The sequence below is a fragment of the Companilactobacillus keshanensis genome, assembly GCF_003946205.1.
Taxonomy (GTDB): Bacteria; Bacillota; Bacilli; order Lactobacillales; family Lactobacillaceae; genus Companilactobacillus; species Companilactobacillus keshanensis.
The window spans coordinates 73,386-98,163 of record NZ_RHOS01000006.1 but is presented as its reverse complement, the minus strand read 5'-3'; the positions used below and the strand labels follow the sequence as shown (position 1 = coordinate 98,163).

General features: G+C 36.7%; 34 protein-coding genes, 1 other RNA gene, 1 riboswitch and 1 other annotated feature. Of the genes, 32 read left to right on the top strand and 3 right to left on the bottom strand.

Features of this window, described 5'->3' with window-relative positions:
* Nucleotides 1–11 precede the first annotated feature (11 nt).
* Genes EKM64_RS05190 through EKM64_RS05180 form a run of 3 tightly spaced genes read right to left on the bottom strand, consistent with a single transcriptional unit; the run spans nt 12 to nt 2,360 of the window.
* Nucleotides 12–1,355, bottom strand: a complete 1,344-nt coding sequence (locus EKM64_RS05190; protein WP_125676293.1) for a C1 family peptidase — start codon at nt 1,353–1,355, stop codon at nt 12–14.
* A gap of 19 nt (nt 1,356–1,374) precedes the next feature.
* On the bottom strand, nt 1,375–2,061 hold the full coding sequence (gene rpiA, locus EKM64_RS05185) for a ribose-5-phosphate isomerase RpiA (RefSeq protein WP_125676291.1): 687 nt from the start codon (nt 2,059–2,061) through the stop codon (nt 1,375–1,377).
* Nucleotides 2,058–2,360, bottom strand: a complete 303-nt coding sequence (locus tag EKM64_RS05180) for a GNAT family N-acetyltransferase (protein WP_125676289.1) — start codon at nt 2,358–2,360, stop codon at nt 2,058–2,060. Before EKM64_RS05180 ends, rpiA begins: the two co-directional genes overlap by 4 nt.
* 131 nt (nt 2,361–2,491) lie before the next feature.
* Here EKM64_RS05180 and EKM64_RS05175 point away from each other — a divergent pair, with 131 nt between their 5' ends.
* The 32 genes from EKM64_RS05175 to rimI all read left to right on the top strand — a co-directional run bounded on the left by EKM64_RS05175 (nt 2,492) and on the right by rimI (nt 24,772).
* On the top strand, nt 2,492–3,034 hold the full coding sequence (locus EKM64_RS05175; protein ID WP_125676287.1) for a dCTP deaminase/dUTPase family protein: 543 nt from the start codon (nt 2,492–2,494) through the stop codon (nt 3,032–3,034).
* Nucleotides 3,035–3,052: 18 nt separating this feature from the next.
* The gene (gene radA, locus EKM64_RS05170) at nt 3,053–4,423 is read left to right on the top strand and encodes a DNA repair protein RadA (RefSeq protein ID WP_125676285.1); all 1,371 of its coding nucleotides are present in this window, start codon (nt 3,053–3,055) and stop codon (nt 4,421–4,423) included.
* 10 nt (nt 4,424–4,433) lie between these two features.
* The gene (locus EKM64_RS05165) at nt 4,434–5,642 is read left to right on the top strand and encodes a PIN/TRAM domain-containing protein (RefSeq protein ID WP_125676283.1); all 1,209 of its coding nucleotides are present in this window, start codon (nt 4,434–4,436) and stop codon (nt 5,640–5,642) included.
* Nucleotides 5,623–7,119, top strand: coding sequence for a glutamate--tRNA ligase (gene gltX / locus EKM64_RS05160; protein ID WP_125676281.1), 1,497 nt, complete (start codon nt 5,623–5,625; stop codon nt 7,117–7,119). Before EKM64_RS05165 ends, gltX begins: the two co-directional genes overlap by 20 nt.
* A gap of 85 nt (nt 7,120–7,204) precedes the next feature.
* Nucleotides 7,205–8,611, top strand: coding sequence for a cysteine--tRNA ligase (gene cysS, locus EKM64_RS05155; protein WP_125676279.1), 1,407 nt, complete (start codon nt 7,205–7,207; stop codon nt 8,609–8,611).
* On the top strand, nt 8,604–9,017 hold the full coding sequence (locus tag EKM64_RS05150) for a Mini-ribonuclease 3 (protein WP_125676277.1): 414 nt from the start codon (nt 8,604–8,606) through the stop codon (nt 9,015–9,017). Before cysS ends, EKM64_RS05150 begins: the two co-directional genes overlap by 8 nt.
* Nucleotides 8,998–9,762 carry a 23S rRNA (guanosine(2251)-2'-O)-methyltransferase RlmB gene (rlmB, locus tag EKM64_RS05145; protein WP_125676275.1) on the top strand — a complete coding sequence of 255 codons (765 nt, stop codon included), beginning with the start codon at nt 8,998–9,000 and terminating at the stop codon, nt 9,760–9,762. Before EKM64_RS05150 ends, rlmB begins: the two co-directional genes overlap by 20 nt.
* 160 nt (nt 9,763–9,922) lie before the next feature.
* Entirely contained in the window at nt 9,923–10,480 is a 558-nt protein-coding gene (locus tag EKM64_RS05140) for a sigma-70 family RNA polymerase sigma factor (protein WP_125676273.1), read from the top strand.
* Nucleotides 10,481–10,553: 73 nt separating this feature from the next.
* The gene (gene rpmG / locus EKM64_RS05135; protein ID WP_076613567.1) at nt 10,554–10,703 is read left to right on the top strand and encodes a 50S ribosomal protein L33; all 150 of its coding nucleotides are present in this window, start codon (nt 10,554–10,556) and stop codon (nt 10,701–10,703) included.
* A gap of 13 nt (nt 10,704–10,716) precedes the next feature.
* Nucleotides 10,717–10,902 carry a preprotein translocase subunit SecE gene (gene secE, locus EKM64_RS05130; protein ID WP_125676271.1) on the top strand — a complete coding sequence of 62 codons (186 nt, stop codon included), beginning with the start codon at nt 10,717–10,719 and terminating at the stop codon, nt 10,900–10,902.
* Between the two features lie 94 nt (nt 10,903–10,996).
* Entirely contained in the window at nt 10,997–11,539 is a 543-nt protein-coding gene (gene nusG / locus EKM64_RS05125) for a transcription termination/antitermination protein NusG (RefSeq protein WP_125676268.1), read from the top strand.
* Between the two features lie 123 nt (nt 11,540–11,662).
* Complete coding sequence (rplK, locus tag EKM64_RS05120) at nt 11,663–12,088, top strand: 50S ribosomal protein L11 (protein ID WP_057765935.1); 426 nt, start codon at nt 11,663–11,665, stop codon at nt 12,086–12,088.
* Between the two features lie 88 nt (nt 12,089–12,176).
* Complete coding sequence (gene rplA / locus EKM64_RS05115) at nt 12,177–12,857, top strand: 50S ribosomal protein L1 (RefSeq protein WP_125676266.1); 681 nt, start codon at nt 12,177–12,179, stop codon at nt 12,855–12,857.
* 30 nt (nt 12,858–12,887) lie between these two features.
* Nucleotides 12,888–13,005 (top strand) — a sequence feature (ribosomal protein L10 leader region).
* Nucleotides 13,006–13,052: 47 nt separating this feature from the next.
* The gene (rplJ, locus tag EKM64_RS05110; protein ID WP_125676264.1) at nt 13,053–13,559 is read left to right on the top strand and encodes a 50S ribosomal protein L10; all 507 of its coding nucleotides are present in this window, start codon (nt 13,053–13,055) and stop codon (nt 13,557–13,559) included.
* A 31-nt stretch (nt 13,560–13,590) separates the two neighbouring features.
* A complete protein-coding gene (rplL, locus tag EKM64_RS05105) occupies nt 13,591–13,959 on the top strand; it encodes a 50S ribosomal protein L7/L12 (protein WP_057765941.1) in 369 nt (122 codons plus the stop codon).
* 73 nt (nt 13,960–14,032) lie between these two features.
* Nucleotides 14,033–14,635, top strand: coding sequence for a class I SAM-dependent methyltransferase (locus EKM64_RS05100; protein ID WP_125676262.1), 603 nt, complete (start codon nt 14,033–14,035; stop codon nt 14,633–14,635).
* A 52-nt stretch (nt 14,636–14,687) separates the two neighbouring features.
* A complete protein-coding gene (locus EKM64_RS05095) occupies nt 14,688–15,005 on the top strand; it encodes a hypothetical protein (protein ID WP_125676260.1) in 318 nt (105 codons plus the stop codon).
* Between the two features lie 6 nt (nt 15,006–15,011).
* Complete coding sequence (locus tag EKM64_RS05090) at nt 15,012–15,488, top strand: nucleoside deaminase (protein WP_225420960.1); 477 nt, start codon at nt 15,012–15,014, stop codon at nt 15,486–15,488.
* Nucleotides 15,489–15,531: 43 nt separating this feature from the next.
* Nucleotides 15,532–15,614, top strand: an RNA gene (gene ffs, locus EKM64_RS05085) — signal recognition particle sRNA small type.
* Between the two features lie 81 nt (nt 15,615–15,695).
* A complete protein-coding gene (gene dnaX, locus EKM64_RS05080; RefSeq protein ID WP_125676256.1) occupies nt 15,696–17,393 on the top strand; it encodes a DNA polymerase III subunit gamma/tau in 1,698 nt (565 codons plus the stop codon).
* A 33-nt stretch (nt 17,394–17,426) separates the two neighbouring features.
* Nucleotides 17,427–17,732: a YbaB/EbfC family nucleoid-associated protein gene (locus EKM64_RS05075; protein ID WP_377769863.1), complete on the top strand. Its 306-nt coding sequence runs from the start codon at nt 17,427–17,429 to the stop codon at nt 17,730–17,732.
* Nucleotide 17,733: 1 nt separating this feature from the next.
* Nucleotides 17,734–18,333, top strand: coding sequence for a recombination mediator RecR (gene recR, locus EKM64_RS05070; RefSeq protein WP_125676251.1), 600 nt, complete (start codon nt 17,734–17,736; stop codon nt 18,331–18,333).
* 1 nt (nt 18,334) lies between these two features.
* Complete coding sequence (locus EKM64_RS05065; protein ID WP_125676249.1) at nt 18,335–18,622, top strand: DUF2508 family protein; 288 nt, start codon at nt 18,335–18,337, stop codon at nt 18,620–18,622.
* A gap of 161 nt (nt 18,623–18,783) precedes the next feature.
* Nucleotides 18,784–19,434, top strand: a complete 651-nt coding sequence (gene tmk, locus EKM64_RS05060) for a dTMP kinase (protein ID WP_125676247.1) — start codon at nt 18,784–18,786, stop codon at nt 19,432–19,434.
* Between the two features lie 2 nt (nt 19,435–19,436).
* Entirely contained in the window at nt 19,437–19,760 is a 324-nt protein-coding gene (locus EKM64_RS05055; RefSeq protein WP_125676245.1) for a cyclic-di-AMP receptor, read from the top strand.
* On the top strand, nt 19,760–20,713 hold the full coding sequence (locus EKM64_RS05050; RefSeq protein ID WP_125676243.1) for a DNA polymerase III subunit delta': 954 nt from the start codon (nt 19,760–19,762) through the stop codon (nt 20,711–20,713). The genes EKM64_RS05055 and EKM64_RS05050 overlap by 1 nt, the downstream gene beginning before the upstream one ends.
* Nucleotides 20,714–20,724: 11 nt before the next feature.
* Nucleotides 20,725–21,081: an initiation control protein YabA gene (locus EKM64_RS05045; RefSeq protein ID WP_125676241.1), complete on the top strand. Its 357-nt coding sequence runs from the start codon at nt 20,725–20,727 to the stop codon at nt 21,079–21,081.
* Between the two features lie 13 nt (nt 21,082–21,094).
* Nucleotides 21,095–21,967, top strand: coding sequence for a 16S rRNA (cytidine(1402)-2'-O)-methyltransferase (gene rsmI, locus EKM64_RS05040; RefSeq protein WP_125676239.1), 873 nt, complete (start codon nt 21,095–21,097; stop codon nt 21,965–21,967).
* Entirely contained in the window at nt 21,945–22,709 is a 765-nt protein-coding gene (locus tag EKM64_RS05035; protein WP_318530739.1) for an acyl-[acyl-carrier-protein] thioesterase, read from the top strand. The genes rsmI and EKM64_RS05035 overlap by 23 nt, the downstream gene beginning before the upstream one ends.
* Nucleotides 22,710–22,758: 49 nt before the next feature.
* Nucleotides 22,759–22,866: riboswitch (THF riboswitch) on the top strand.
* 60 nt (nt 22,867–22,926) lie between these two features.
* Nucleotides 22,927–23,451, top strand: coding sequence for a folate family ECF transporter S component (locus EKM64_RS05030; RefSeq protein ID WP_125676235.1), 525 nt, complete (start codon nt 22,927–22,929; stop codon nt 23,449–23,451).
* A gap of 78 nt (nt 23,452–23,529) precedes the next feature.
* A complete protein-coding gene (gene tsaB / locus EKM64_RS05025) occupies nt 23,530–24,252 on the top strand; it encodes a tRNA (adenosine(37)-N6)-threonylcarbamoyltransferase complex dimerization subunit type 1 TsaB (protein WP_125676233.1) in 723 nt (240 codons plus the stop codon).
* Nucleotides 24,236–24,772, top strand: coding sequence for a ribosomal protein S18-alanine N-acetyltransferase (gene rimI, locus EKM64_RS05020; RefSeq protein ID WP_164505302.1), 537 nt, complete (start codon nt 24,236–24,238; stop codon nt 24,770–24,772). The genes tsaB and rimI overlap by 17 nt, the downstream gene beginning before the upstream one ends.
* The last annotated feature ends 6 nt before the right edge of the window (nt 24,773–24,778 follow it).

The window sequence follows — 24,778 nt, the reverse complement described above, 5'->3', positions numbered from 1 at the left end:
TTATAAAATAATTATGCTAATGCGCCCATTGGATCCCATGGTGCAAGCACTTTAGGATCTTTAGACTCAGTTTCAAAAGTTTCTTTTAGTGAATCACTAAGAAGGCTCTTATTAATAACGAGTTGGTAAACATATTCGTCAAACCATGAATCACTCATGACGAAGTAACCTTTAGTACCAACTTTTTCACCCCATGAATTTTCAACTTTCCATTTGAGTGGTTTGCCATTTTCATCAAGATCTACACCAGTGATGACCATAGCGTGTGTCATCATACTTTCAATATAATCAAGACGTTGTGCTTTAGTAAGCCCAAGATCAGTATTTAAAAGGCCTTCAAGGTCGTAGATATTTGTATCCATGATTCCAACCTTTGTGTCAGAGCTTTGTCCAACATCACTACCGAACCAAACCACTTCGCCACTTTGCAATTGTTTAACGGCTAAGTCTTTAAAGTCATTGATCTCAAGATTCAAGTGACGTACTTGACGTCCGCCGACAACATTACCTAACATTTCTACGGTATAAACGTGGTTGTATGGTTTGTCATCAGTTGGAGCATTGATAGTTGAAACATAGTTATCTAAGTCCCAACCAACATACTTCTTGAAGAATTCTTGAGGTGTGATATTTGATTCTTTGTGATATTTTTTGTCGTCATCACGATAAGCCCAATCGAATTTAGCGGGTGGCTCGCCAACTGAATAAACTAAGATCTTATAAATTTCACTTAGCATTTCATTTTTTTGACGTTCGACATCTGTTTCTGATTCATTCTTGTTAACTAAGTTACGCAAAATAATCGCATCTTTACGTAGTTTAGTGTTCAAAACAGTGTTAAGCTCATTTGATTTAGTCCGGCTGAAGGTGTCAGGCATAACACTCTTAGGAACGACACCATATTTTTGAACAAGTGCCATGACCATGTCCCATTGTCCACCATCTTGTTGTGGCGTTGTCATTAGGAAGTCAACTTTTCTGTCGCCAACTGGTAGGTCGGCTGTGTTGATCACGTTTTGGAAGAAGAAGTTGGATTTTTCTAGTTTGTCCCAGAACAACATGTATCCTTCAGATAATTCAAAACCTTTGATCTTGAAATCTTTTTGTAAAGGATGTCTCATTGTATTTAAAGCTGCAAAGACCCAGCAAAGACCCGATTGTTTTTGATCAGCAACTGCGCCGGTATCGATGTCAACCGAAAAAATAGGATCCATAGCTACTTTAGAAGCAATTGTTTCACTTGATTTGTAGAGACCATTATTTGCAACGGAATTTTTTATTGCTGAAGATCCAGGAGTTTGTTCAAAGCTTTCTTGAAACTTGGCCAATTCTTGTGATGTTATTTCTTTTGTCATAAAATTTCTCCCTCTAATTTTATCTGCATTCAATTACTTTTGGACCATCATCATAACCGACGACGATCGTATTAACTAGGTCAAGAAATAATCCATGGGCAACAATGCCAACTTGATGATCCAGCCAATCTGCCAAAAGATGTGGATGCTTGATTGATCCCATCTTGAGGTCAATTACGTAATTTTTATTATGCGTCAGTACACGTTTTCCATTTTCGTCCAAACGGAACTCTGGTTGCAAGTTTTCGGCTTCGAGATCGGCAAATGTCTTCTCGCATCCAAAAGGAATAACCTCGCTTGGAAGTGGGAAACTGCCCAATTCGTTAGCTAATTTTGATTGATCAACGATCCAGATATTCTTATGTGAGTTAGTAGCTACCATTTTTTCCAGCAAATGGGCAGCACCGCCACCTTTGATACCTTGGAAATTTTTATCAATTTGATCAGCGCCATCGATCGTTAGGTCGATATGATCAACTTCATTTAAGTCCTTCATTGGAATGCCTAATGACTCAGCCTGTTTTTGAGAACGTGATGAAGTAGCAACGCCAACGATGTTTTTGATCTCACCATTTTGATATCTTTTGCCGAGCTCTTCGATCATATAATAGACGGTTGATCCTGTACCTAATCCCACGACGGAATTACTTTGAATGAAGTCTACTGACTTGATACCGACAGCTTTTTTAAGTTCATCTTGATTCATTTTTCTCCTCCTAGAAGTTCTTGATAGTTTTTAGTTAAGAGATACTGGATCCCTGGAGTGTTTTTGAAAGTTGCTTTAGCGTATGAACAGACTGGGACTACTTTTAAGTCATACAATTTTGCATATTCTAAAGCAGAGTCTAACAACTTTTTAGCTAACCCTTGACCACGATAGTTTTCGTTTACAAAAGTATGATCGATCGAAATTGTCAAATCATCAATTTGGGTGATCCCTACTTCGCCAACTAAAATATCGTTTTCTTCGATATAAAAACGATTAGTTTCTGACTTTATTTCCATAAACAGCCCCCTTTAAAAACTTTTAATTCAATATTACCGTATTAATGGAGGAAAGTCAGTGTTCAGGATAGTTTTATATCCATTAGAATGCTATCATTTTAGGTATCTAATAGTTTGGTGAGGTTGGAATTTTGAATAAAAAACGCGGTTTTGAAATTGTCGAGAAATATCGTGAACAGGAAATTAATTTGCCAAAGAGACAGACTAAAAGCGCTGCTGGATATGATATCGAGAGTGCGGCCGATTTTGTGGTTCCTTCAATTTGGAAATTTGGAGTACTAAATGTTTTAAAATTTTTATTTAACAAGGGTAAAATAGAAGATCTAGAATTAGACAAAGTTCAAAAATCTATCAAACCAGTTTTGGTTCCAACTGGAATCAAGGCTTACATGCAAGATGACGAAGTTTTGATAATTGCCAGTCGTTCTAGTAATCCTTTAAAGCGAGGACTTTCAATTCCTAATGGAATCGGAGTGGTTGATGCTGATTACTATAATAATGAAGGAAACGAAGGAGAATTGTTCATTCAATTGATCAATTTCTTCCCCGTAGATTATAAAATCAAGAAGGGTGAACGCTTAGCTCAAGGGATTTTCATCAAGTATCTTACAAGTGATGATGACCAGGGCGGTCTTAAAGAGAGACAAGGCGGATTTGGTTCATCTGGAATTTAGTTAAGGAAGGAATTTTTAGTGGCTAAACCAAAAACAAAATATATTTGTCAAAATTGTGGTTACGTTTCTCCAAGATATTTGGGACGTTGCCCAAACTGTGGTGTTTGGAATCAGATGGTAGAAGAGGTTGAGCATAAAGAAGTTGCTCAGGCCACTCCCAGCCGTCGGACAAGTGATCTAGAGTCTAAACCTATCAGTTTGAATAACGTTTCTTTCTCAAAAGAGGAACGTGTTAAAACTAAGATGTCAGAACTTAATCGTGTCTTGGGAGGAGGCATCGTACCAGGATCATTGATCTTGATCGGTGGTGATCCTGGTATTGGTAAGTCAACTTTATTGATGCAAGTATCAGGTCAATTACAAGATGCTGGTGGTAAAGTTTTATATGTTTCTGGTGAAGAGAGTGCTTCACAGATCAAGATGCGCGCTGATCGTTTAGGAATTAATGGGGATGACCTATTTGTCTATCCGCAGACTGATATGAGCTACATCAGGGAGACTATCAATGATATTAAACCTGATTACTTAGTTATTGATTCAGTTCAGACAATGGATGAACCAGAGATCACTTCAGCAGTCGGCAGTGTGTCACAGATCAGAGAAGTTACGGCAGAGTTGATGAATATTGCTAAACAGCAGAATATTACGGTTTTTGTTGTTGGACATGTAACAAAGGGTGGAGCCATCGCTGGGCCTAAAGTTTTGGAGCATATGGTGGATACAGTTTTATATTTTGAGGGTGACACGCACCATAGTTATCGTATTTTACGTTCAGTTAAAAATCGTTTTGGATCAACTAATGAAATTGGTATTTTTGAGATGAGGACTCAAGGTCTGATCGAGGTCGATAATCCTTCTGAAATATTCTTAGAGGAAAGATTAACTGATACTAATGGTTCGGCTGTTGTAGTATCTATGGAAGGAACTAGACCTATTTTAGTTGAGATCCAATCTTTGATTTCTCCAACGATCTTTGGAAATGCTAAACGCACAGCAACGGGATTGGATCATAATCGAGTGTCAGTTATTATGGCAGTTTTAGAAAAACGTGGTAACTTAATGTTGCAAAACCAAGATGCTTATTTAAAATCAACTGGTGGTGTAAAATTAGATGAGCCGGCAATTGATTTAGCCTTGGCTATGGCAGTGGCTTCAAGTTACAAGAATCTAGGTATTCCGGCAACGGATTGCTTTGTTGGTGAGATAGGTCTAACAGGCGAAGTTAGACGAGTAAATTTGATCGATCAAAGAGTTAACGAAGCGGAAAAATTGGGTTTCAAACGAATTTTTATTCCAAAGAACAATCTTGGTGATTGGTCAAAGGATAACACGATACAAATTATTGGAGTTTCTACAGTTACAGAAGCAATGAATAAAGTTTTTAACTAGGAGGTTTTCTATGCGAAAAATTTTGATAAACGCTATTTTCGCATTGCTTGGAATAGCTGTTGGTATAACGGTTTTACCAACATTATGGATAGTTACTGGTATGTCAGATATCAGATGGTTGAATAATGGCTATGTTGATGGAATTATTGGTGGGATTATTTTATATTTGTTATCATTTTTATTTGTTAAACCAATATCTGACTTAAATACTAGAATTGAAAAGTATCTTAATTCCCGTTCTCCTGGATGGATAATTTTTGGTGCACTTTTCTTGATAGGTGGATTAATTTTAGCAAACATCATTTCGATTCCTTTTTATATGATGCACAATATGTTTGCTAATATTATTCCTCCAATATTAATGATTATTTTTGGATTCCTTGGCTTCAGAATGGGGACAAGTCGAAGAAATGATTGGCGTAGTTTTTCTATAAACAAGCGAAAAAATACTGATAAAAATGAGGGATTAGATTTCAATGGTGAAATCACCCGTCGAGAATCTAAAAAAGATTTTTATCCATATAAGATCCTTGATACATCAGTCGTTATTGATGGAAGGATTCATCAAATTGCGCAGACGGGTTTTCTTGAAGGAAAGTTAATGATCCCAGATTTCGTGGTTCATGAATTGCAATTGATCTCTGATTCTAGCGATAATCAAAAGCGTGAACGTGGTCGTCGTGGCTTGGATATTTTAAATGAGATCAAAATGGATCAAACAATAAATTATGAAACAACAACCAGAGATTATGATAATATCCCTGAAGTTGATATGAAATTACTTAAATTAGCTAAAGAAATTGGTGGCGCTGTAATTACAAATGATTATAATTTAAGTAAGGTGAGTGAATTTCAAAACGTTCAGGTCCTGAATATTAACGAACTAGCTAAAGTCTTAAAACCTATGGTTTTGCCAGGAGAGACAATGACTGTTAATGTAATAAAGGAGGGTACTGAACGAGAACAAGGCGTTGCGTACCTAGAAGACGGAACGATGGTCGTCGTTGAAGATGGGAAATACTTCATCGATAAAAAGGTCGACGTCGTTGTAACTAGTGCACTGCAAACAGATGCTGGTAAAATGATTTTTGCAAAACCTAAGCATTCTATGAATGGTATCCAAGAAAGCACTAAGAATAGTTCAAAGGAAAAGAAAAATCCTAAGAACAATTCGCAAAATAAGAGGGGAGTCAATAGAAATGGCAAAAAAGTCAGATAGTAAAGTACGAGTTAGATATGCACCAAGTCCTACAGGACATTTGCATATTGGTAACGCTAGAACTGCAATCTTTAATTATTTGTTTGCAAGAAGACATAAGGGGACTTTTGTTATCCGTATCGAAGATACAGATACAAAACGTAATGTTGAAGGCGGAGAACAAAGTCAACTAGAAAACCTTAAATGGTTAGGTGTCGATTGGGATGAAGGTCCTGATATCGGTGGAGATTACGGTCCTTATCGTCAATCTGAAAGAAAAGAAATTTATCAAAAATATATCCAAGAATTACTTGATAAAGGTCTAGCTTACGAATCATATCTGACTGAAGACGAACTAACTAAAATGCGTGAGGATCAAGAAGCTCGCGGAGAAATGCCTCATTATGAATATGAATTTGCTGGTATGAGTGAAGAAGAAAAGGCAGCTAAGATCCAAGAATCTAAAGATGCCGGCTTGACACCAGTTGTCAGAATCCATGTTCCAAAGGGTAAAGATTACGAGTGGGATGATATCGTTAAGGGTAAAGTTTCAATTGATTCCGACACTATCGGTGGAGATTGGATCATTCAAAAACGTGATGGTATGCCAACGTATAATTTTGCTGTTGTTATTGATGACCATCTGATGGAAATCAGTCATGTTCTTCGTGGTGATGATCACGTTGCTAACACACCAAAACAATTGATGATTTATGAAGCACTTGGCTGGGAAGCTCCACGATTTGGTCATATGACTTTGATCATCAATACTGAAACTGGTAAGAAGTTAAGTAAACGTGATGAATCGATCCTACAATTTATCGAACAATATCGTGCATTAGGTTATTTGCCAGAAGCTATGTTTAACTTCATTACTCTATTAGGCTGGTCACCAGTGGGTGAGGATGAATTATTCACACGTAAACAATTTATCAAAATCTTTGATGAAAACCGTTTGAGTAAGTCACCAGCTAAATTTGATCAAAAGAAATTGGAATGGGTCAATAATCAATATGTTAAGACAGCTGATGTTAGTGAAATCACAGACTTAACACTTGAGAACTTGATCGAGGCAAAACGCATTCCAGAAAATCCGGATACAAATACTATTCAATGGGTAAGACATTTAACAGAATTGTATATGCCACAAATGAGTTTTACACAACAAATTGTTGATCTATCAGATGTCTTCTTCAATCAACCAGATGTTTTGACAGATGATGAGCAAAAAGAATTAGTAGACGATGACGCCCGTCCAGCGATTGAAGACTTACGTACTAAACTTGAGAAACTAGATCGCTTCACAGCATCAAGAATCATGGCTGCTATCCAATCGGTTCGTGCAGATACAGGTGTTAAGGGTAGAAAACTTTATATGCCAGCTAGAATTGCTGCTACGCGTACAATGCATGGTCCAGCAATTGCTGAAGCTATCGAATTAGTTGGTCGCAAAAAGGCATTAACTAATATTGATACTACTTTGTCACAAATGAACTAAATTTGAATAAATAAAAAAGAGGTCGAAGGCTCAATTTGCCTCGACCTCTTTTTTTGAAATAACTTATATATGGGAAGGAGAAATCATGCTAAAGATATTCAACACGTTGACAAGCCGAAAAGAAGAATTTAAATCAATCGTCCCAAATGAGGTTCACATGTATGTCTGTGGTCCAACCGTTTATAATTATATTCATATTGGTAATGCTCGTTCGATAGTAGCCTTTGACACGATCCGTCGTTATTTAGAGTATTTGGGCTACAAAGTAACCTTTGTATCTAACTTTACTGATGTTGATGACAAGATGATCAAAGAAGCAAATCGTGAAGGTACAACCGTGCCTGCCGTAGCTGACAGATTTATCAAAGCATTCTATGAAGATGTGGGAAAATTGAACGTTCAAAGGGCTACCATCAATCCACGTGCGACAGATAATATAAAAGAGATTATTGAATTTATTTCTGACCTGATTGAAAAAGGCTATGCTTATGAATCAGAGGGGGATGTCTTCTATCGTGCCCGTAAATTCAAACACTATGGAGAATTATCAGGTCAAGATATCGATCAATTAGTTCAAGGTGCAAGTGAGCATGTTGGTGAGGCTGAGTTTGATAAGAAACAAGATCCAGTAGATTTTGCTCTGTGGAAAAAGGCTAAGCCTAATGAGATTAAATGGGATTCACCTTGGGGTGAAGGACGTCCTGGTTGGCATATTGAATGTTCAGTTATGTCGACTAAATACTTAGGTGATACTTTTGATATTCACGGTGGTGGTCAAGATCTTGAGTTCCCACATCATGAAAATGAGTTGGCTCAAAGCGAAGCCAAAACTGGTAAAAAGTTTGTTAATTATTGGATGCACAATGGCTTTGTAACAGTTGAGAACAATGAAAAAATGAGTAAGTCACTGGGAAACTTTGTTACAGTGCACGACCTTGTAACGAAAGTAGATCCACAAGTATTGCGTTTCTTCTTATCTTCAACTCATTACCGCAGACCTTTGGAATATTCACAATCCAATTTACAAAAGGCAGCTGATAACTTTGAGAAGATCAAGACAGCTTACAATAATTTACAATTCAGATTAGATGATGCCAGTGGTGTTGCTGATGATGGAATCAAAGATCAATTAGTAGTTATTTCTAACAAGTTTCAGGAGGCCATGAATGATGATTTTAATGTTCAAAATGGTTTAACTGAGATTTTTGAATTAGTCAGTTTAGCAAATAATTACAGTTCTCAAGATGAAATCAATGTTGATAGTGCCAAGGCTATTTTAGATGAAATGGCTTCATTTGGTGGTATCTTGGGTATCAAATTTGACGAACAACAAGATTTGTCAGATGAAATTCAAAAGATGGTTGACCAACGTGATCAAGCACGTGCAGACAAGGATTTTGCAATGAGTGACCAATTACGAGATAAATTAAAAGAAATGGGTGTCATCCTTGAAGACACTCCACAGGGAACACGGTGGCACATTAATGGTTAAAATTGAACAATTAAACGGTGTTACTTTGGCATATTTAGGTGATGCTACCTATGAAGTTTATATTCGTAGACATCTTTTAGATCTGAATATTACTAAGGTAAATCTGTTGCAACAAAAGGCTAAACACTACGTTTCAGCTAAGGCTCAGGCGGCACTTATAAACTTGATGTTAGAGGAAAATATTTTATCTGATGAAGAAATCAGGATCTATAAGAATGGCCGTAATGCTAAGAAGTATACAAAAGCTAAGAATACTGGTGTTTTGACATATCATATGTCAACTGGCTTTGAAGCCTTGATCGGCTATTTAGATATAAAAAAAGATCAAAAACGTTTGGAAGAATTAATTCTTTGGTGTATTAAAAAAGTAGAATCGGGGGAAACTGATGCAGAACAATTCGAATGATAATGAAGAGAGTGAATTAGTTTTTGGACATCACTCAGTTGTGGAACTATTAAAATCGCCTACAGCTGGACAACGTGTTAATAAAGTATTAGTTCAAAAGGGTCTAAAGAGTTCACATATCGGTGAAGTTATTGAATTGGGTAAGCGCAGTAAGTTGATTGTGCAAGAAGTTCCCAAAGCAAAGTTGGATGACATCACTAATGGTGGCAATCACCAAGGGATGGCGGCATACATTGCACCATATCAATATGCAGAACTTGATGACATATTCAAGGCTGCCAAGGATAAAAATGAAGATCCATTCATTTTGATCTTGGATCGGATTGAAGATCCACATAATTTGGGATCAATTTTGAGAACTGCCGATGCAGTAGGTGTCCACGGAATAATCGTACCTAAGCATCGCTCAACTGGCTTGACATCAGTTGTTGCTAAGACATCAACCGGTGCAATCGAGCATGTTCCAGTCGTACGTGTTACTAATTTAGTTAATACTATTAAGGACTTGAAGAAAGAGAACGTTTGGATTTTTGGTACAGCTATGGAAGGAGACAACTACCGTAATTGGAATGCCAAAGGTGCTGTTGCTTTGGTTATCGGTAACGAAGGTAAGGGTGTCTCACCACTCGTTCAAAAGCAAGTTGATCAGACTTTGAGTATTCCGATGGTAGGTCATGTCCAGAGTTTAAATGCCAGTGTTGCTACTGGCGTATTGTTGTATCAAGCATTTGCTTCAAGACATTAAAGTCGGAATCCTTTGAGGATCTGGCTTTTTTTATATTGTGAAATAATCAATTCAGTATCAAGCATAACGAAGTTTTAATGAACTAATGTTCTCTTTATATTAGTAACCATCCAATGATAAATTTAAATAGAAAAATCGTTCATAAAAGAGGGGACCTTTTATGAATATATCTGAGACCGATCTTATTTCGATGGTTAAGCGAGGAAATGATTCTGACTCTTTGCAAAAATTGATCAAACGTTATAGACCAATGATAGAGAATTTATTTCAGCAATATTATATCCACGGTTATGATCGCAATGATTGGTATCAGGAGGCATTCATCGTCTGCCATGAAACCTGTATGATTTTCAATGGTAGTAATGGATCACAATTTGGCAGTTTTTTTAAAATGAGATTTAAGAATCATATTATTGATATTGTTCGTAGGGAGAATGCTGATAAACGTCAGGCTAATCAGAATGCAAATTCATTTGAAATATATTTAGTCGAAGATAATCAGTCATTCATCTCAAATCAACACACAAAAATGGTTGATCTCGTTAACTGCCTAGAAGGTTATTTTAATGATTTAAGTCACCGAGAAGCGTTGGCGTTACAGTTTCTATTAGGCAAAATTGAATTTGAAGATGCATGCTTGTCAGCTCAGTGTAGCAAAGAACAAATGATCAGAGCGACTAGTCGTTGTAAAACCAAGATCAAAAGCCAATTGCACTAAAATTATTGGACTTTTGATATTTAAAAAGCTACAATTAACAAGATAATAAACTGCATAGATTCTGGAGAATTCAATGGGACTAAGAAAAGTAGCACTAGCTTGCAGCGTTTGTGGATCAAGAAATTACACAATCTCTGAAAATCCAAATAGAACAGAACGTCTTGAAGTTAAGAAGTTTTGCAAGCATTGTGGAAAACATACGTTACATAAAGAAACACGCTAAACTGGAGGACTAAATGAAATTATTCAAATTTTTCGGTAGTGTCAAAAAAGAAATGAAACTTGTTGTTTGGCCTACATTTAAAGAAAATAGACGTGATACATGGACAGTTATTGCTACATCATTAATATACGCTGCCTTTTTAGCTCTGATCGATTGGGGCATGTTATCAATACTACAACATTTCTTAATGGGCAAATAGGTTTGTAACTAATTGAGAAATTTGCTAGTATTGAACTAAGCGAAAACTTCGAATTATTTCGGAGTTTTTTTATTTTGATTTTTTGGAGGAAATTATGGCTGAAGCTGGAGATAAACAATGGTATGTTCTACATACATACTCAGGTTACGAAAATAAAGTTAAAGAAAACTTGGAATCACGTGCCCAATCAATGGGTATGGAGGACTACATTTTTCGTGCAGTAGTGCCAGAAGAAGAAGAAACAGAAGTAAAGAATGGTAAGTCTAAGACAGAAATGAAGAAGACTTTCCCAGGTTATGTTTTGGTTGAAATGGTTATGAGTGATGAATCATGGTTTATCGTTCGTAACACACCTGGTGTTACAGGATTCGTTGGAAGTCACGGTTCAGGTAGTAAACCTGCACCACTTCTACCAGAAGAAATTGACCATATTCTAAATGACCTAGGTATTAGCATTAAAGATCAAGGCAATGACTTTGAAGTCGGTGAAACAGTTACGATCATCGAGGGTGCTTTTGCTAATATGACTGGTAAAATTACAGAAATTGATGCTGATCACAGCAAATTAAAAGTTGATGTTGATATGTTCGGACGTATGACAAGTGCCGAAGTTGACTTCAATGCCGTTGAAAAATAAAAAACATCATTGATATAGTAAATAATTGATGATATTATAAGACGGTATGTTTTTATCATACATGTGGGAGAGAAAATATTTATTCTCAATATGACCACATCACGGAACAAGGAGGTATGCACCGTGGCTAAAAAAGTTGCTAACGTAGTTAAATTACAAATTCCTGCTGGTCAGGCTACTCCAGCTCCACCAGTTGGTCCTGCTTTAGGACAAGCTGGTATCAATATCGTTGCATTCACAAAGGATTTCAATGCACGTACACAAGATCAAAAGGGAATGATCATTCCCGTTGTTATCTCTGTATATGAAGATCGTTCATTCGACTTCGTTACAAAGACACCACCCGCAGCTGTTCTATTAAAGAAAGCTGCTGGCGTTGAAAAAGGCTCTGGCGAACCTAATACTAAGAAAGTTGCCAAAGTCTCACAAGACCAAGTTCGCGAAATTGCTGAAACCAAGATGAAAGACCTAAACGCTGCAAATGTTGAATCTGCAATGCGTATGGTTGCTGGTACTGCAAGAAGTATGGGCTTTGAAGTAGAAGACTAGACATAGCAGTTTACAGGGATACGAAAGTATTCTTAACAAGTGGGAGGGGAAAATCCCCAATAGACCACAAAGCAAGGAGGAACTTAGCATGGCTAAGCATGGAAAAAAATATATTGAAGCTCTTAAGCAAGTAGATAAGACAAAGACTTATACTGCTACTGAGGCTATTGACTTACTTAAAAAAGTAAATTACGCAAAATTTGACGCAACTGTTGAGGTTGCTGTTAACTTGGATGTTGATCCAAAACAAGCTGATCAACAAATTCGTGGTGCCGTTGTTCTACCTAATGGAACAGGTAAATCACAAAAGGTTATCGTCTTCGCTGAGGGTGAACAAGCTAAGGCTGCTGAAGCTGCCGGTGCTGACATCGTTGGTTCTGATGATCTTGTTGAAAAAATTCAAGATGGTTGGTTAGACTTTGATGTTGCTGTTGCAACACCACCAATGATGGCTAAAGTTGGTCGTTTAGGTCGTGTACTTGGACCTAAAGGATTAATGCCAAACCCTAAGACTGGTACTGTAACAATGGATGTTACAAAGGCAGTTAATGATGTTAAGGCTGGACAAGTTACTTACCGTGTAGATCCTAATGGTTTGATCCACGCACCTATCGGTAAGATTTCATTTGATACAGATAAACTTGCTGAAAACTTTAACGCTTTTTACGACGTTATCGCTAAAGCACGTCCTGCATCACTTAAGGGTAACTATGTTGTTAGTGTCAATATGACATCAACATTTGGCCCTGGTCTAACAATCAACGCTTAATGTTGACTTATAACCAAAATAATGATAATGTACAATAGTTGATTTCTACCGAAGACTCAGGTGATGTGAATCTTAATATCCTGCCGAGGCCAGAAGATTGTTAATTAATCTCTGTGTCCTTCGGGCGCAGAGATTTTATTTTTAGCCGAAATTTGTAGAATTAACTAAAATAAATTGTGGAGGTGAAACGTAATAATGAAGCAAGAAAAACTAGCACAAAAAGAAGCACTCGTTACAGAAGTTGCTAAGAACCTTAAAGGCGCTAAGTCAGTTATTGTTGTTGACTACTTAGGTCTTACTGTTGAACAAGCTACTGAAATGCGTGCTGAATTACGTGAGCAAGGTGCTACTATGCAAGTTATCAAGAACACTGTCTTGAGACGTGCTGCTGAAGAAGCTGGACTAGAAGGTCTCGAAGAATTCTTCGTTGGCCCAACAGCCATCGCTTATTCTGAAGAAGATCCAGTTGGACCTGCTAAAGTTGCTGCCAAATTTGCTAAGGATGTTGAAGCCGTTGAAATCAAGGGTGGAATCATTGAAGGCAAAGCTGCATCACTTGAAGAAATTCAAGCCCTTGCAACACTACCAAACAGAGATGGTATGCTATCTATGTTGGTATCTGTATTACAAGCTCCAGTTCGCGACTTTGCATTGGCTGTTAAGGCTGTTGCTGAAAAGAAAGACGACGAACCAGCTGCTTAATTAAAACAAACATAATTCGGAGGACAAAATAATGGCTTTAGATACACAAAAGATTATTGATGATTTAAAAGATGCTTCAATTCTAGAACTTAACGACCTTGTTAAGGCTATCGAAGAAGAATTTGACGTTACAGCTGCTGCTCCTGTTGCTGCAGGTGCTGCTGCTGGTGGCGACGCTGCTGCTGAAAAGGATTCATTTGATGTTGAACTTACAGAAGCAGGTCAAGAAAAGGTTAAGGTTATCAAGGAAGTTCGTGGTATCACAGGACTTGGCTTGAAAGACTCAAAAGACCTTGTTGATGGTGCTCCTAAGGTTATCAAGGAAGGCGTTGCTAAGGCTGACGCTGATGACATGAAGTCAAAACTTGAAGCTGTTGGTGCTACAGTTACTTTGAAATAATAATTTCAAATTTTAAAAAGTTTGGGTTTAGCCCAGACTTTTTTTGTATCTAAAAATACAGAAAGAGAATAATATGGCTAATCAATACTTTGAAAACTCAACAGATTTAGAACACGAATTAAAAAAATTCGACTTTACTTTACGAGGTCATAATCTGGCCTTTACATCAGATAGCGGGGTTTTTTCCAGACAAACGATTGATTTTGGATCACGAGTTTTAATAGAATCGATCAATTTTGATGAGATACCAGCTGGGAATATTTTGGATGTCGGCTGTGGATATGGACCAATTGGTCTAGCGCTTGCCAAAGAACAAAATAAACGTCAAGTTGTTATGGGGGACGTTAATTTACGTGCTTTGGATTTAGCCCGTGATAATGCTAAAGCTAATGGAATCAAAAATGTAGATATTTTAGAATCAGATGTTTATGACAAAATCACTGATAAATTTGCACTTGTAGTTTCCAACCCTCCAGTACGTGCCGGTAAAAAGGTCGTCACTGATATTCTGAAAAATTCGATCAATCATTTGATTGATGGTGGGGAACTTTGGATCATCTTACAGAAGAAACAAGGTGCACCATCTGCCAAAAAATTGATGAAAGAAACGTTTGGTAATGTTGAAGTCGTTACTAGAGATAAGGGATATTACATCTTAAAAAGTTGTTTAAACTAATTTGTTTTTTAATTAGATTAAATATGTTATATTCATGCTGGAGGTGTTTACAATGGACAAAAAACAAATTGCTGTTGGTATGATCCTAGCGCTAATAACAGGTGGAATTTTCTTAATTGCTATCTTTATTTGGAAGGCTGTTAGAACCCTCAGAGTTAAGAGAGAAAGAATCCAATTGGAGTCATATATTAAAGATTATTTTCGAGGTAATGAGAAAATTTTGGCTTTTGTAGGCACATTATCAGATGAAGAAGTTAAGATATTGATCGATATTATCAATAAAGTTCGTGAAGATAAGTCTGAAATAGAGTGGAAAACTCTTAAACTACCAAAGGTAATTGAGCAGAAGTTTAAAGATTTAGTTGATTAAAACAATATGAAGTTTTCAGAAGAAGAAATTAATTACTTTATGGATCTCGCAATAGAGGAAGCTAAGGATGCTGAAATTAGAGCCGAGGTACCTATTGGCTGTGTTATTGTAGATAATCGTACTAAGGAAGTTGTTTCTGTGGGTTCAAACGAACGAGAAGAGACTCAAAACGCTATAAAGCATGCTGAAATCATTGCGATTGAGGCTGCTTGTGCAAAGGTTGGAAGCTGGCGCTTAGAGCATATGAGTTTATTTGTGACCCTAGAACCGTGTCCGATGTGTGCCGGTGCAATTATTAATAGTCGAATTGAAGAAGTTATTTTCGGTGCAAGTGATCCTAAGGCTGGATCAGTTGGATCAATTAATAATTTATTGGCGGAAACGCGCTATAATCACCAGCCGGAGGTGCTAGCAAACGTTAAATCTGAAGAAACTGGTGATTTATTACGAAATTTCTTTCGAAAAATCCGTGGCAAAAAGTAGCATAAAAAGTAAATTTATAGTATTATAGTTATTGCCGCAAGGCCTTAGGGCAATGGTGCTCTTGCGAATCGTGTCAGGTTCGGAAGAAAGCAGCACTAAGTGAGTTGTACCATGTGCCTTTTGTTATGTATATTAGCCTCCTAATCATAATTGGTTAGGAGTTTTTTTGTGGTAAAATTTACTTATTCTATTCACTAAGGAGACAAAATGGCATATCAAGCACTTTATCGAGTTTGGCGTCCCCAAACTTTTTCAGATGTAATTGGTCAGAGTGTGATAACACAAACTTTGAAAAATGCTGTCGCAAGTAAAATGACCAGTCATGCTTATTTATTCAGCGGACCCCGTGGGACTGGGAAAACTTCCTGTGCCAAGATATTAGCTAAGGCTGTTAACTGTTTGAATCCACATGATGGTGAACCATGCAATGAGTGTGAAATTTGCCAAGCCGAAAATGAGAACCGTTTAAACGATGTTATCGAGATCGATGCCGCATCAAATAACGGTGTTGAAGAAATTCGTGATATTCGTGACAAGGTAAAATATGCACCAACTGAGGCTAAATTTAAGGTTTATATTATTGATGAGGTCCATATGTTATCACAAGGTGCATTCAATGCCCTGTTGAAAACTTTGGAAGAACCTCCGGCCAATGTTATGTTTATTTTGGCAACAACGGAACCTCAAAAAATCCCCGCAACCATTATTTCCAGAACACAAAGCTTTACTTTTAGAAGGATTTCCAGACAAGATATTTTGGAACGAATGGTTTATATTCTAAAAGATAAGCATATTGAATACGATGAAGAAGCGTTGAATATCATTGCGGCCTCTGCCGAAGGTGGTATGCGTGATGCTTTGAGTATTCTTGATCAGGCACTTTCATATGGCGATGATCAGCTGACTTTGAAGAATGCTCAAGAAGTTACGGGTGCTTTGAGTAATGACCAGATAACGGCTTATATGACGGCTATCGCTAATAATAAGTCGGCGCAAGCACTAGAAAGTCTATATAAGATCTTGGAAAGTGGTCGCTCAGCCGTTAGATTCACTGAAATGATCATTCGAGTCTGTCGAAATCTTATCCTGTATAACTCAAATTCTGATCTATCAGAGCAGATGGACAATACAATAATGACCAAGGATTTGTTGAATCTCGCTGATAAATTCGACAATAAGCGCTTATTTTATATCGTTGATCAAGTCAGTGCTGCGCAGAAAAATTTAAAAAATTCTAACCAAACTGATGTTTATATGGAAATTTTAACTGTTAAAATCAGTGAGCCAAAAGTTATAGATCAACCAGACGTTGAAGAAGTCAAAGTTGATAATCAAGAAGTTGAAAAACTCAGTGGACAAGTTGAGAAACTTCAAAAAGAAATCAAGAATCTTTCCACAGGTAATGTTCAACCTCAGTCCGAAAAACCAAAAAAAGCTACACATAAGTCAAAAACTAATCATCTTAATAAGACTGCTATTTATAAAGTCTTAGATAATGCAACAAAAAGTGATTTAGCCGTGGCTAAGGATATTTGGCCTGATTTAATGAGTAAGCTTTCAGTGACACAACGTGCTAAAATGAGAGTTGCTGATCCTGTGGCTGCCAGTGTAGATGGAATCGTTGTAGCATTTGATTTTGAACTCTGGTATGAGCAGGTTCAAGAAGATACTGAATTCTTGGATGAGTTGAGTAATAGTGCTGGTACGCTTTTAAAAAAGGATTGTCAGATCGTATTAGTACCGAAAGATCAATGGCCAAGAATTAGAAAAGAATATATTTCTAATAATATTGATTTACCAAAGAAAGAAAATGTAGAATCTAAAGCAGAACCTAAAAAGGATCCAGCGGTCGATGAAGCGTTAAATCTTTTTGGAAATGAAATTGTAGATATCAAAGACGACTAGGAGGAACTATTTATGAGTAAAGGAATGCCTAACATGGGTGGAATGGGAAACATGGGAAATCTCATGCGCCAAGCCCAAAAGATGCAAAAAGAAATGCAAGGTGCCCAAGAGGAATTAAAGAAGTCTGAATATGTTGGTAAGTCAGTTGATGATTTGGTAACTGTTAAATTAAACGGTGACCACAAAGTTTTAGATATCAAAATTGATGAAAAAGTTATCGATCCTGATGATCCTGATACATTGACAGATATGTTAATTGACGCCTTTAACAACGGTGTCGATGAAGTTGCTAAGGACCAACAGGATAAGTTAGGAAAATACACGAACGGGTTGATGTAGTATGAAATATCCAGAACCAATTTCTAAATTAATTGATAGTTATATGATGTTGCCAGGTATCGGTAAGAAAACTGCAACAAGAATGGCATTTTTTACTTTGAGCATGGATAAAAACCGCGTTCAAGAATTTGCTGACAATCTTGTTTCTGCTAAGACAGACCTGAGATATTGTAAAATTTGTGGAAATATCACGACTGATGAAGTTTGTTCAATATGTACAGATGAGAGCCGTGATCAATCGACAATTCTAGTTGTAGAACAACCTAAAGATATAATGGCACTTGATGATATGAATAGTTACAACGGACTTTACCACGTCTTAGGCGGTGTATTGTCGCCAGTTGATGGTATTGGACCAGAAGACCTCAATATTAAATTATTGTTGAATCGTTTAAGAACCAATAATTCAGTCAAAGAGTTAATCATTGCAACAAATGCCACCCCAGAAGGGGAAGCAACCGCACAGTATTTAGCTAAATTAGTTAAACCAGCTGGTATCACGGTTACAAGATTGGCTCATGGTCTAGCCGTTGGATCAGATATTGAATACGCCGATGAAATGACTCTAAAGAGTGCCGTTCAGGGCCGTAGGGAGATCTAATATGTTTGGTAAAAAAAAAGTAAGTGTTCAAAAAGCAGAAGATGATCGACTATTGGGTAAGACCCATGAATTACAGGAGAAAATCAATAATTCATCAAAGTTAATGAATAGTTCCTTTGATCTTCCACAGGATACGCAAGATGAAATGAAATTAGATAGAATTAAATATCAGTATCTTTATTTAGAAGCCAGAAGAAGAAAGGCTGCCGCTAAGAGGACGACTAATATTATTTTTGGTGAAGAAGATACCTTTTTGAGACAACCTAGTCGAGCCGAGAAACATTGGTAGAGAGTGGAGGGGGTTTGTCCTCTTGCACTCATTTAAAGTAGTAAATAAAACAGCACACTTTTGAAGTGTGCTGTTTTGTTATAAACTCTTAGTCCACAACCTTGGATTTATCTACCGATTCAAGTAAAATAGTTATAATCACTTAGGAGAGAGTAATTTATATGTCAGGAATTTTTATTTCGTTTGAAGGTTCAGATGGAGCTGGTAAGACAACAGTTTTGAATTCACTATTACCTTTATTAAAGCAAAGAACTAATCAAGAAGTTATTGTTTCCAGAGAACCTGGTGGCAGTCCTATTTCAGAAAAAATCCGTAAAATAATTTTGAGTATTCATGATCAAGAAATGGATAATAGAACTGAGGCACTTTTATACGCGGCGGCTAGAAGACAGCATTTGATCGATGTCATTTTACCAGCGTTAAAATCTGATAAGATCATGATAAGTGATCGCTTCGTCGACAGTTCTATTGCCTATCAGGGTGGAGGTCGTCAAATTGGCGTTAAGGAAGTTGCCGAGATAAATGACTTTGCCATTAATGGTACAATGCCTGATCTAACAATTTATTTCGATGTCACTCCCGAGGTTGGTCTAGCAAGGATACGTAAAGATCATGAGGACACAATGGATCGACTTGAGCAAGAAAAGATTGACTTTCATCAGCGAGTTCATGATACTTATCAAAAATTGATCGAAGAGAATCCTAATAGAATTGTTACGGTCAATGCTGAACAGACACCTGAAAAAGTTGTAGCAGATGCATTGGACGCAATAATCAAGAGATTTCCTAAGACATTTAATGGAGGAAAATAATTATGAAACTTATTTTAGCCATTGTCCAAGATAAAGATAGTCAACAATTACAGGCACATTTAGTTAAAGATGGATTTCGTTCAACTAGATTACCTTCAACTGGTGGGTTTTTGAAGTCTGGTAATTCAACCTTTATTCTTGGGGTAGAAGACGAAAAAGTTGATGATGCATTGAATGTTATCAAAGAAAATTGTCATACAAGAACTCAATATGTAACGCCTTCATTTATTTTGCCTGAAGCCGCCAATATGAGTGATCCTGTAGAAGTTCAAGTTGGAGGGGCAACTTGCTTTATCTTACCTGTAGATAAGCTTGTCAGATTCTAATGAATGAATTATTGGAAACACAGTCTAAAATACTAGATGAATTTCAAAAAGTTATTCAAGCCAATATGCTATCACATGCTTACTTGATCGATAAAGCATCCTCAAAAGTAAGGCATGAGGTTGCTATTTGGCTTGCTCAAAGTCAATTCTGCAATAACTTACAAGATGGAGTACCAGATCAAACCTGTCAGCGCTGTAAAACGATAGCCTTAGGAGATAATCCCGACGTGCTGGAGATAAAGACAGATAAACAGAGTATTGGTGTGGATGATATTAAATTCTTCAAAAGAGAAGCTAGTATGACAGCAACTCAAGGTAAAAGGCGTATTTTGATTATCGATGCTGCTGAGAAGATGACTAATGCTGCCAGTAATAATTTATTGAAAACGATTGAGGAACCAGAAGGTAATCTGATGATTATTTTATTGGCCGATTCGTCAAAACAACTTTTACCGACCATTAGATCGCGGGTTCAAACTTTCCATCTGTCCGATCAAAGTAATGATGAAGAAGTGGAGGCATTAGTGGAAACTGGATACAAAGAGATTCAGGCTAAAGTTGCATTAAAGGTCTCAGATATTAAATTCCTACAAGGGATGACTGGAGAGAATTATCAATTATTATTGTCAGCAGTTGTCAATTGGATGAAAGAATGTAATCGTCAAAAAATAAGTAGTTTTATTGATATACAGACTGATATCATGACGTTAGTAGAGAATAAAGATCAGCAACATTTGGTATTCGACATGATGAATCAAATTTTTAGTGATATATTATCAATTAGGTATAATTTTAAAAAAGCACTTTTGATTAAAGAGGATATTCTATCTAACAAGAGTATTCAAAAGATTGTTGATCTTTCGGATGAGTTATTTAAAGCAGAAGAAATGTGGAAAAGTAATGTCGCCTTTCAAGCAGTCTTAGAAGATTTATCGTTAAAATTTGTGGATTAGTGGGTGAAACTATGGCAGAAAAGGATTTATACGATGAGTTTGAGACTATCTCTAATCAATTAAATAATTTGAATGATCGTTTGGAATCGTTAAAAGAACAGTTGTCAAAGAGTTTAGAGGAAAAAGAAGAGTTGGAGATGGAAAATCAAAATCTTCGCAAACATTTAGAGAAACTTGGTTATGAAGATAAAGATTTTGGAGCAAACGGATTATCTACTTCCAGATTAAACTTGGAAAAGTTGTATCTGAAAGGATTTCACGTTTGTCAGCCATTTTATGGTTCGCATCGAAAGGAAGATGAAGAATGTGTCTTCTGCCAAGGTGTGATTTATGGTAATCATGAAAAGAAAAATAAAAAAGTAAAGTAAGGGAGCTAATTGAATGAGAGAACAAAAAAGTTTTGTCGACAATTCTAAGGGCTGCCTTTTTTTAGTACCAACACCAATTGGTAACTTAGATGATATGACCTTTAGAAGTGTCAAGACTCTGCAGGATGCTGATTTAATTGCCGCAGAGGATACTAGAAATACAATGAAGTTATTGACTCACTTTGAAATAGATACTGATTTGATCAGTTTTCATGAGCACAATACGTCTCAACGTATTCCAGAATTGATTGAAAAATTAGAAGAAGGTACAAATATCGCTCAAGTAAGCGATGCGGGCACGCCTTCAATCAGTGATCCAGGTAAAGAATTGGTTAAGGCTGCAATTGAGCATGACATTTCAGTTATTCCTTTACCAGGGGCCACGGCTTCGATCAGTGCTTTGATTGCATCAGGAATTGAACCACAGCCATTTTATTTTTTTGGTTTCTTGCCAAGGAAAGGCAAAGAGAGAACTGAAGCATTAGAAAACCTTTCAAATCGGGTTGAAACGTCAATTATTTATGAATCACCTAAACGAGTGGTTAAAACTCTAACTGATTTAAAAGAGTCATTAGGTGAAGATCGACAGATAACTTTGGCTAGAGAATTAACTAAGATCCACGAAGCATTTTTACGCGGAACAGTTGTTCAGACATTAGACTATTATCAAGAACATGATCCTAAAGGTGAGTTCGTTATTATCATTTCTGGTAAATCAATTGAGAAGAATGCCGAAATGACCGATGCTGAGATCATAAACGCTATTGATCTGCAGATTCAAGGCGGAGAAAAGCCCAATCATGCAATCAAAGATATTGCCAATCAGAATTTATTAAAGAAGCAAGTTGTTTACAACTTGTATCATGGAATCGGAAAGGATGAATAAATTGTCCGAGGAACAAATTTTTTCACAAGAAATGGAATTCCCCTTTTATTTTGCTAATTTAACAGGGGACATGCGTTTGTCATCTTTAGTAGACGCAATGCTATTGACCTCAGAAAAACAATTGCACCAGTCTGATTCAGATAGTTCAGAAATGGTCAAACGTGGTTTAGGATGGGTCGTTGTCCAATATCATATGGACATTAAGTCAATGCCACAACTTGGTCAGAGATTGAATGTTAGAACACGTGCAACTAGTTATAATAAGTATTTTTTCTATCGTGATTTTTGGATCGATGATTTAGATGGAAATAATATGGTCAAGTTGGAAAGTGCATTTGTCATTATTGATGTTAAAGAACGTAAAATGGTCAGCGCTGCCGATAAGTTAACTGATATGTTTGGAGCAGAAGAAATCACTAAGATCAAGCGATTTCCAAGAGTTAAGGCTCCTAAGGAATATGATATCAAGCGTGATCAACAGATCGGTTATTACAATATTGACGTTAATCGTCACGTTAATAACTCGTATTATTTTGATTGGATGGTCGACTCTTTAGGCATTGAATTTGTCGAAAAGCATCGTGTTAAGACGATGGATATAAAATACGAAAAAGAGCTGGATATCACTAGTAATCCGGAAGTTTTTGCTAAGATCAGTGATGATGGATTAGAAACTACACATTGGATTCAAAATGGCAACGACTTAAACGTTGTTGCGCACATGACCTGGGAAGACAAATAAAAAGGCTTTGTAAAAATAAACACTTGTGCTAATATATTGGGGTAATAATTTTGGAGTAGGATTCAAAGCGTGAAGTGCCAGCGGAACGGAATGTGAACGTTGGACGAAGAGTCAGAGATTTTTCTCTACTCGCGGTTTTGTTTCCGCATTCGCCACTTTATATAGTTAATTTGCCTCTAGTTATATTCGGTGGCAGCTCCTCCTAGGAGATGTCAATATGTTAAGTAAGAGTAGAAGTAGTATAAGTGTCCACGAACTTACGTGGATGGCGATTTTAATTTCATTGGAAATGGTTTTGAGCCGTTTTTCAATAGGAAGTAATGCGTTGCAAGTCGGTTTCAGTTTTGTGGCTATGGGTCTACTTGGATATTATTTTGGACCGTACAAGGCTGCAATTGCAATGGCTATTGCGGATATAATGAAGATGGTAATTTTACCGAGTTCAGGTGCATTCTTTTGGGGATTCACTGTCTCGGCAATTATTTCAGGAATTATTTATGGTGTAATGCTTCATAACAAGAAAGTAACCATTGTTAGAGTTTTGATTACGACTATTTTAGTAGTTGTAATTGTTAATACTTTAATGAATACATTGTGGATTCAAATGATTTCTAATGCACCATTTTGGGTATTGCTAACGCCAAGACTGTTAAAAGAGGCTATCAGCTTGGTTTATCAAACCGGAATCTTGTACATAGTCCTTAAATGGATCAGTAATTCAAGATTTAACAAAATTGATTAATAAGAAGACCGGAAGGTCTTTTTTTTTACGTTAAATAACTTGTGGTAGAATAATGCTATTAAGAATGAGGGGATATTTATGAAAATTTTAGCTTTTGACACTTCGAATAAGCCTTTGACCGTTGCTGTAGTCAGTGATGGTAATATTTTGGCTTCGATCGAGTCAACTGAAAAGAAGACTCACAGTGTTAGTTTGTTGCCAGATATCCAGCAAGTATTAAAAGATTCAAAACTTTCGATTGAGGGGATAGATTTAATAGCCGTGGCACAGGGACCTGGTTCATATACTGGTGTTCGCATCGCAGTCACTGTGGCAAAAACTTTAGCCTTCACCTTGAAGAAAAACTTGGTAGGAGTATCAAGCTTGGAGGTTTTGGCTGCTGATGGATCTGAGGATAAGATCCTAGTTCCTTTGATGGATGCTAGAAACGACAATGCTTTTGCGGGAGTGTATCAATATCAAGACGGTAAATTGGTTAATTTGATTGAAGATCACCATACTTCAATGGAAAAGCTGTTGGGTTCATTAAAACAACATGGATCTGACAAACTAGAATTTATCAATGCCACTGAACACTTAACTGACCTGATCAAAGATGTTTATCCTGGAGCCATGATTATGGATACTAAAGACAGTTTGCCAAAGGCTGATAAATTAGCTAAATTGGCCGAAAATAAACCTGTTGTATCAGATGTAGATAACTTTGTTCCTAATTATCTGCGTTTGACGCAAGCTGAGCATGATTGGTACCAAAAAGGACATAAAAAAGATGGTAATATTTCCTATGTTGAAGAAGTTTAAGGATACTTTTTGGCCGTCTGGTTCGCCCGATAAATATCCGTTTGACAAACAGTCAGTAACTATCAATGGTCAGGAATTGGTTTTAAGAAAAGCCGAGTTAAGCGATTCAAATGATTATATGAATATTCAAGAAGTTATTTATTCTAAACCTGCACCTTGGCCACAAGATGTGGTCGATACTGAGCTTAGAAATAAAAATGCTCTCTACTTATCAATTCTCAAACGTAATCACTGTGTAGCCTTTATTGGTGTGTCCTTGAGCAATCCTAAAGAGGCACATATAACTAATATTGCAGTGTTACCTGAATTGCAAAAAGATGGTATTGGTCATTTATTCTTGAATCAAGTTTTTGAGTATTGTCGTAAGTATAATTTTCAGAAAATGTCGTTAGAAGTGGATATTACTAATGAATCCGCAATCGAATTGTATAAAGCCTTTGGTTTTAGGACAAGAACAATACATGAGAAATATTATTTTAGAAATCATCACGATGCTTTAGAGATGGTGGTCGATTTATAGGGAGAG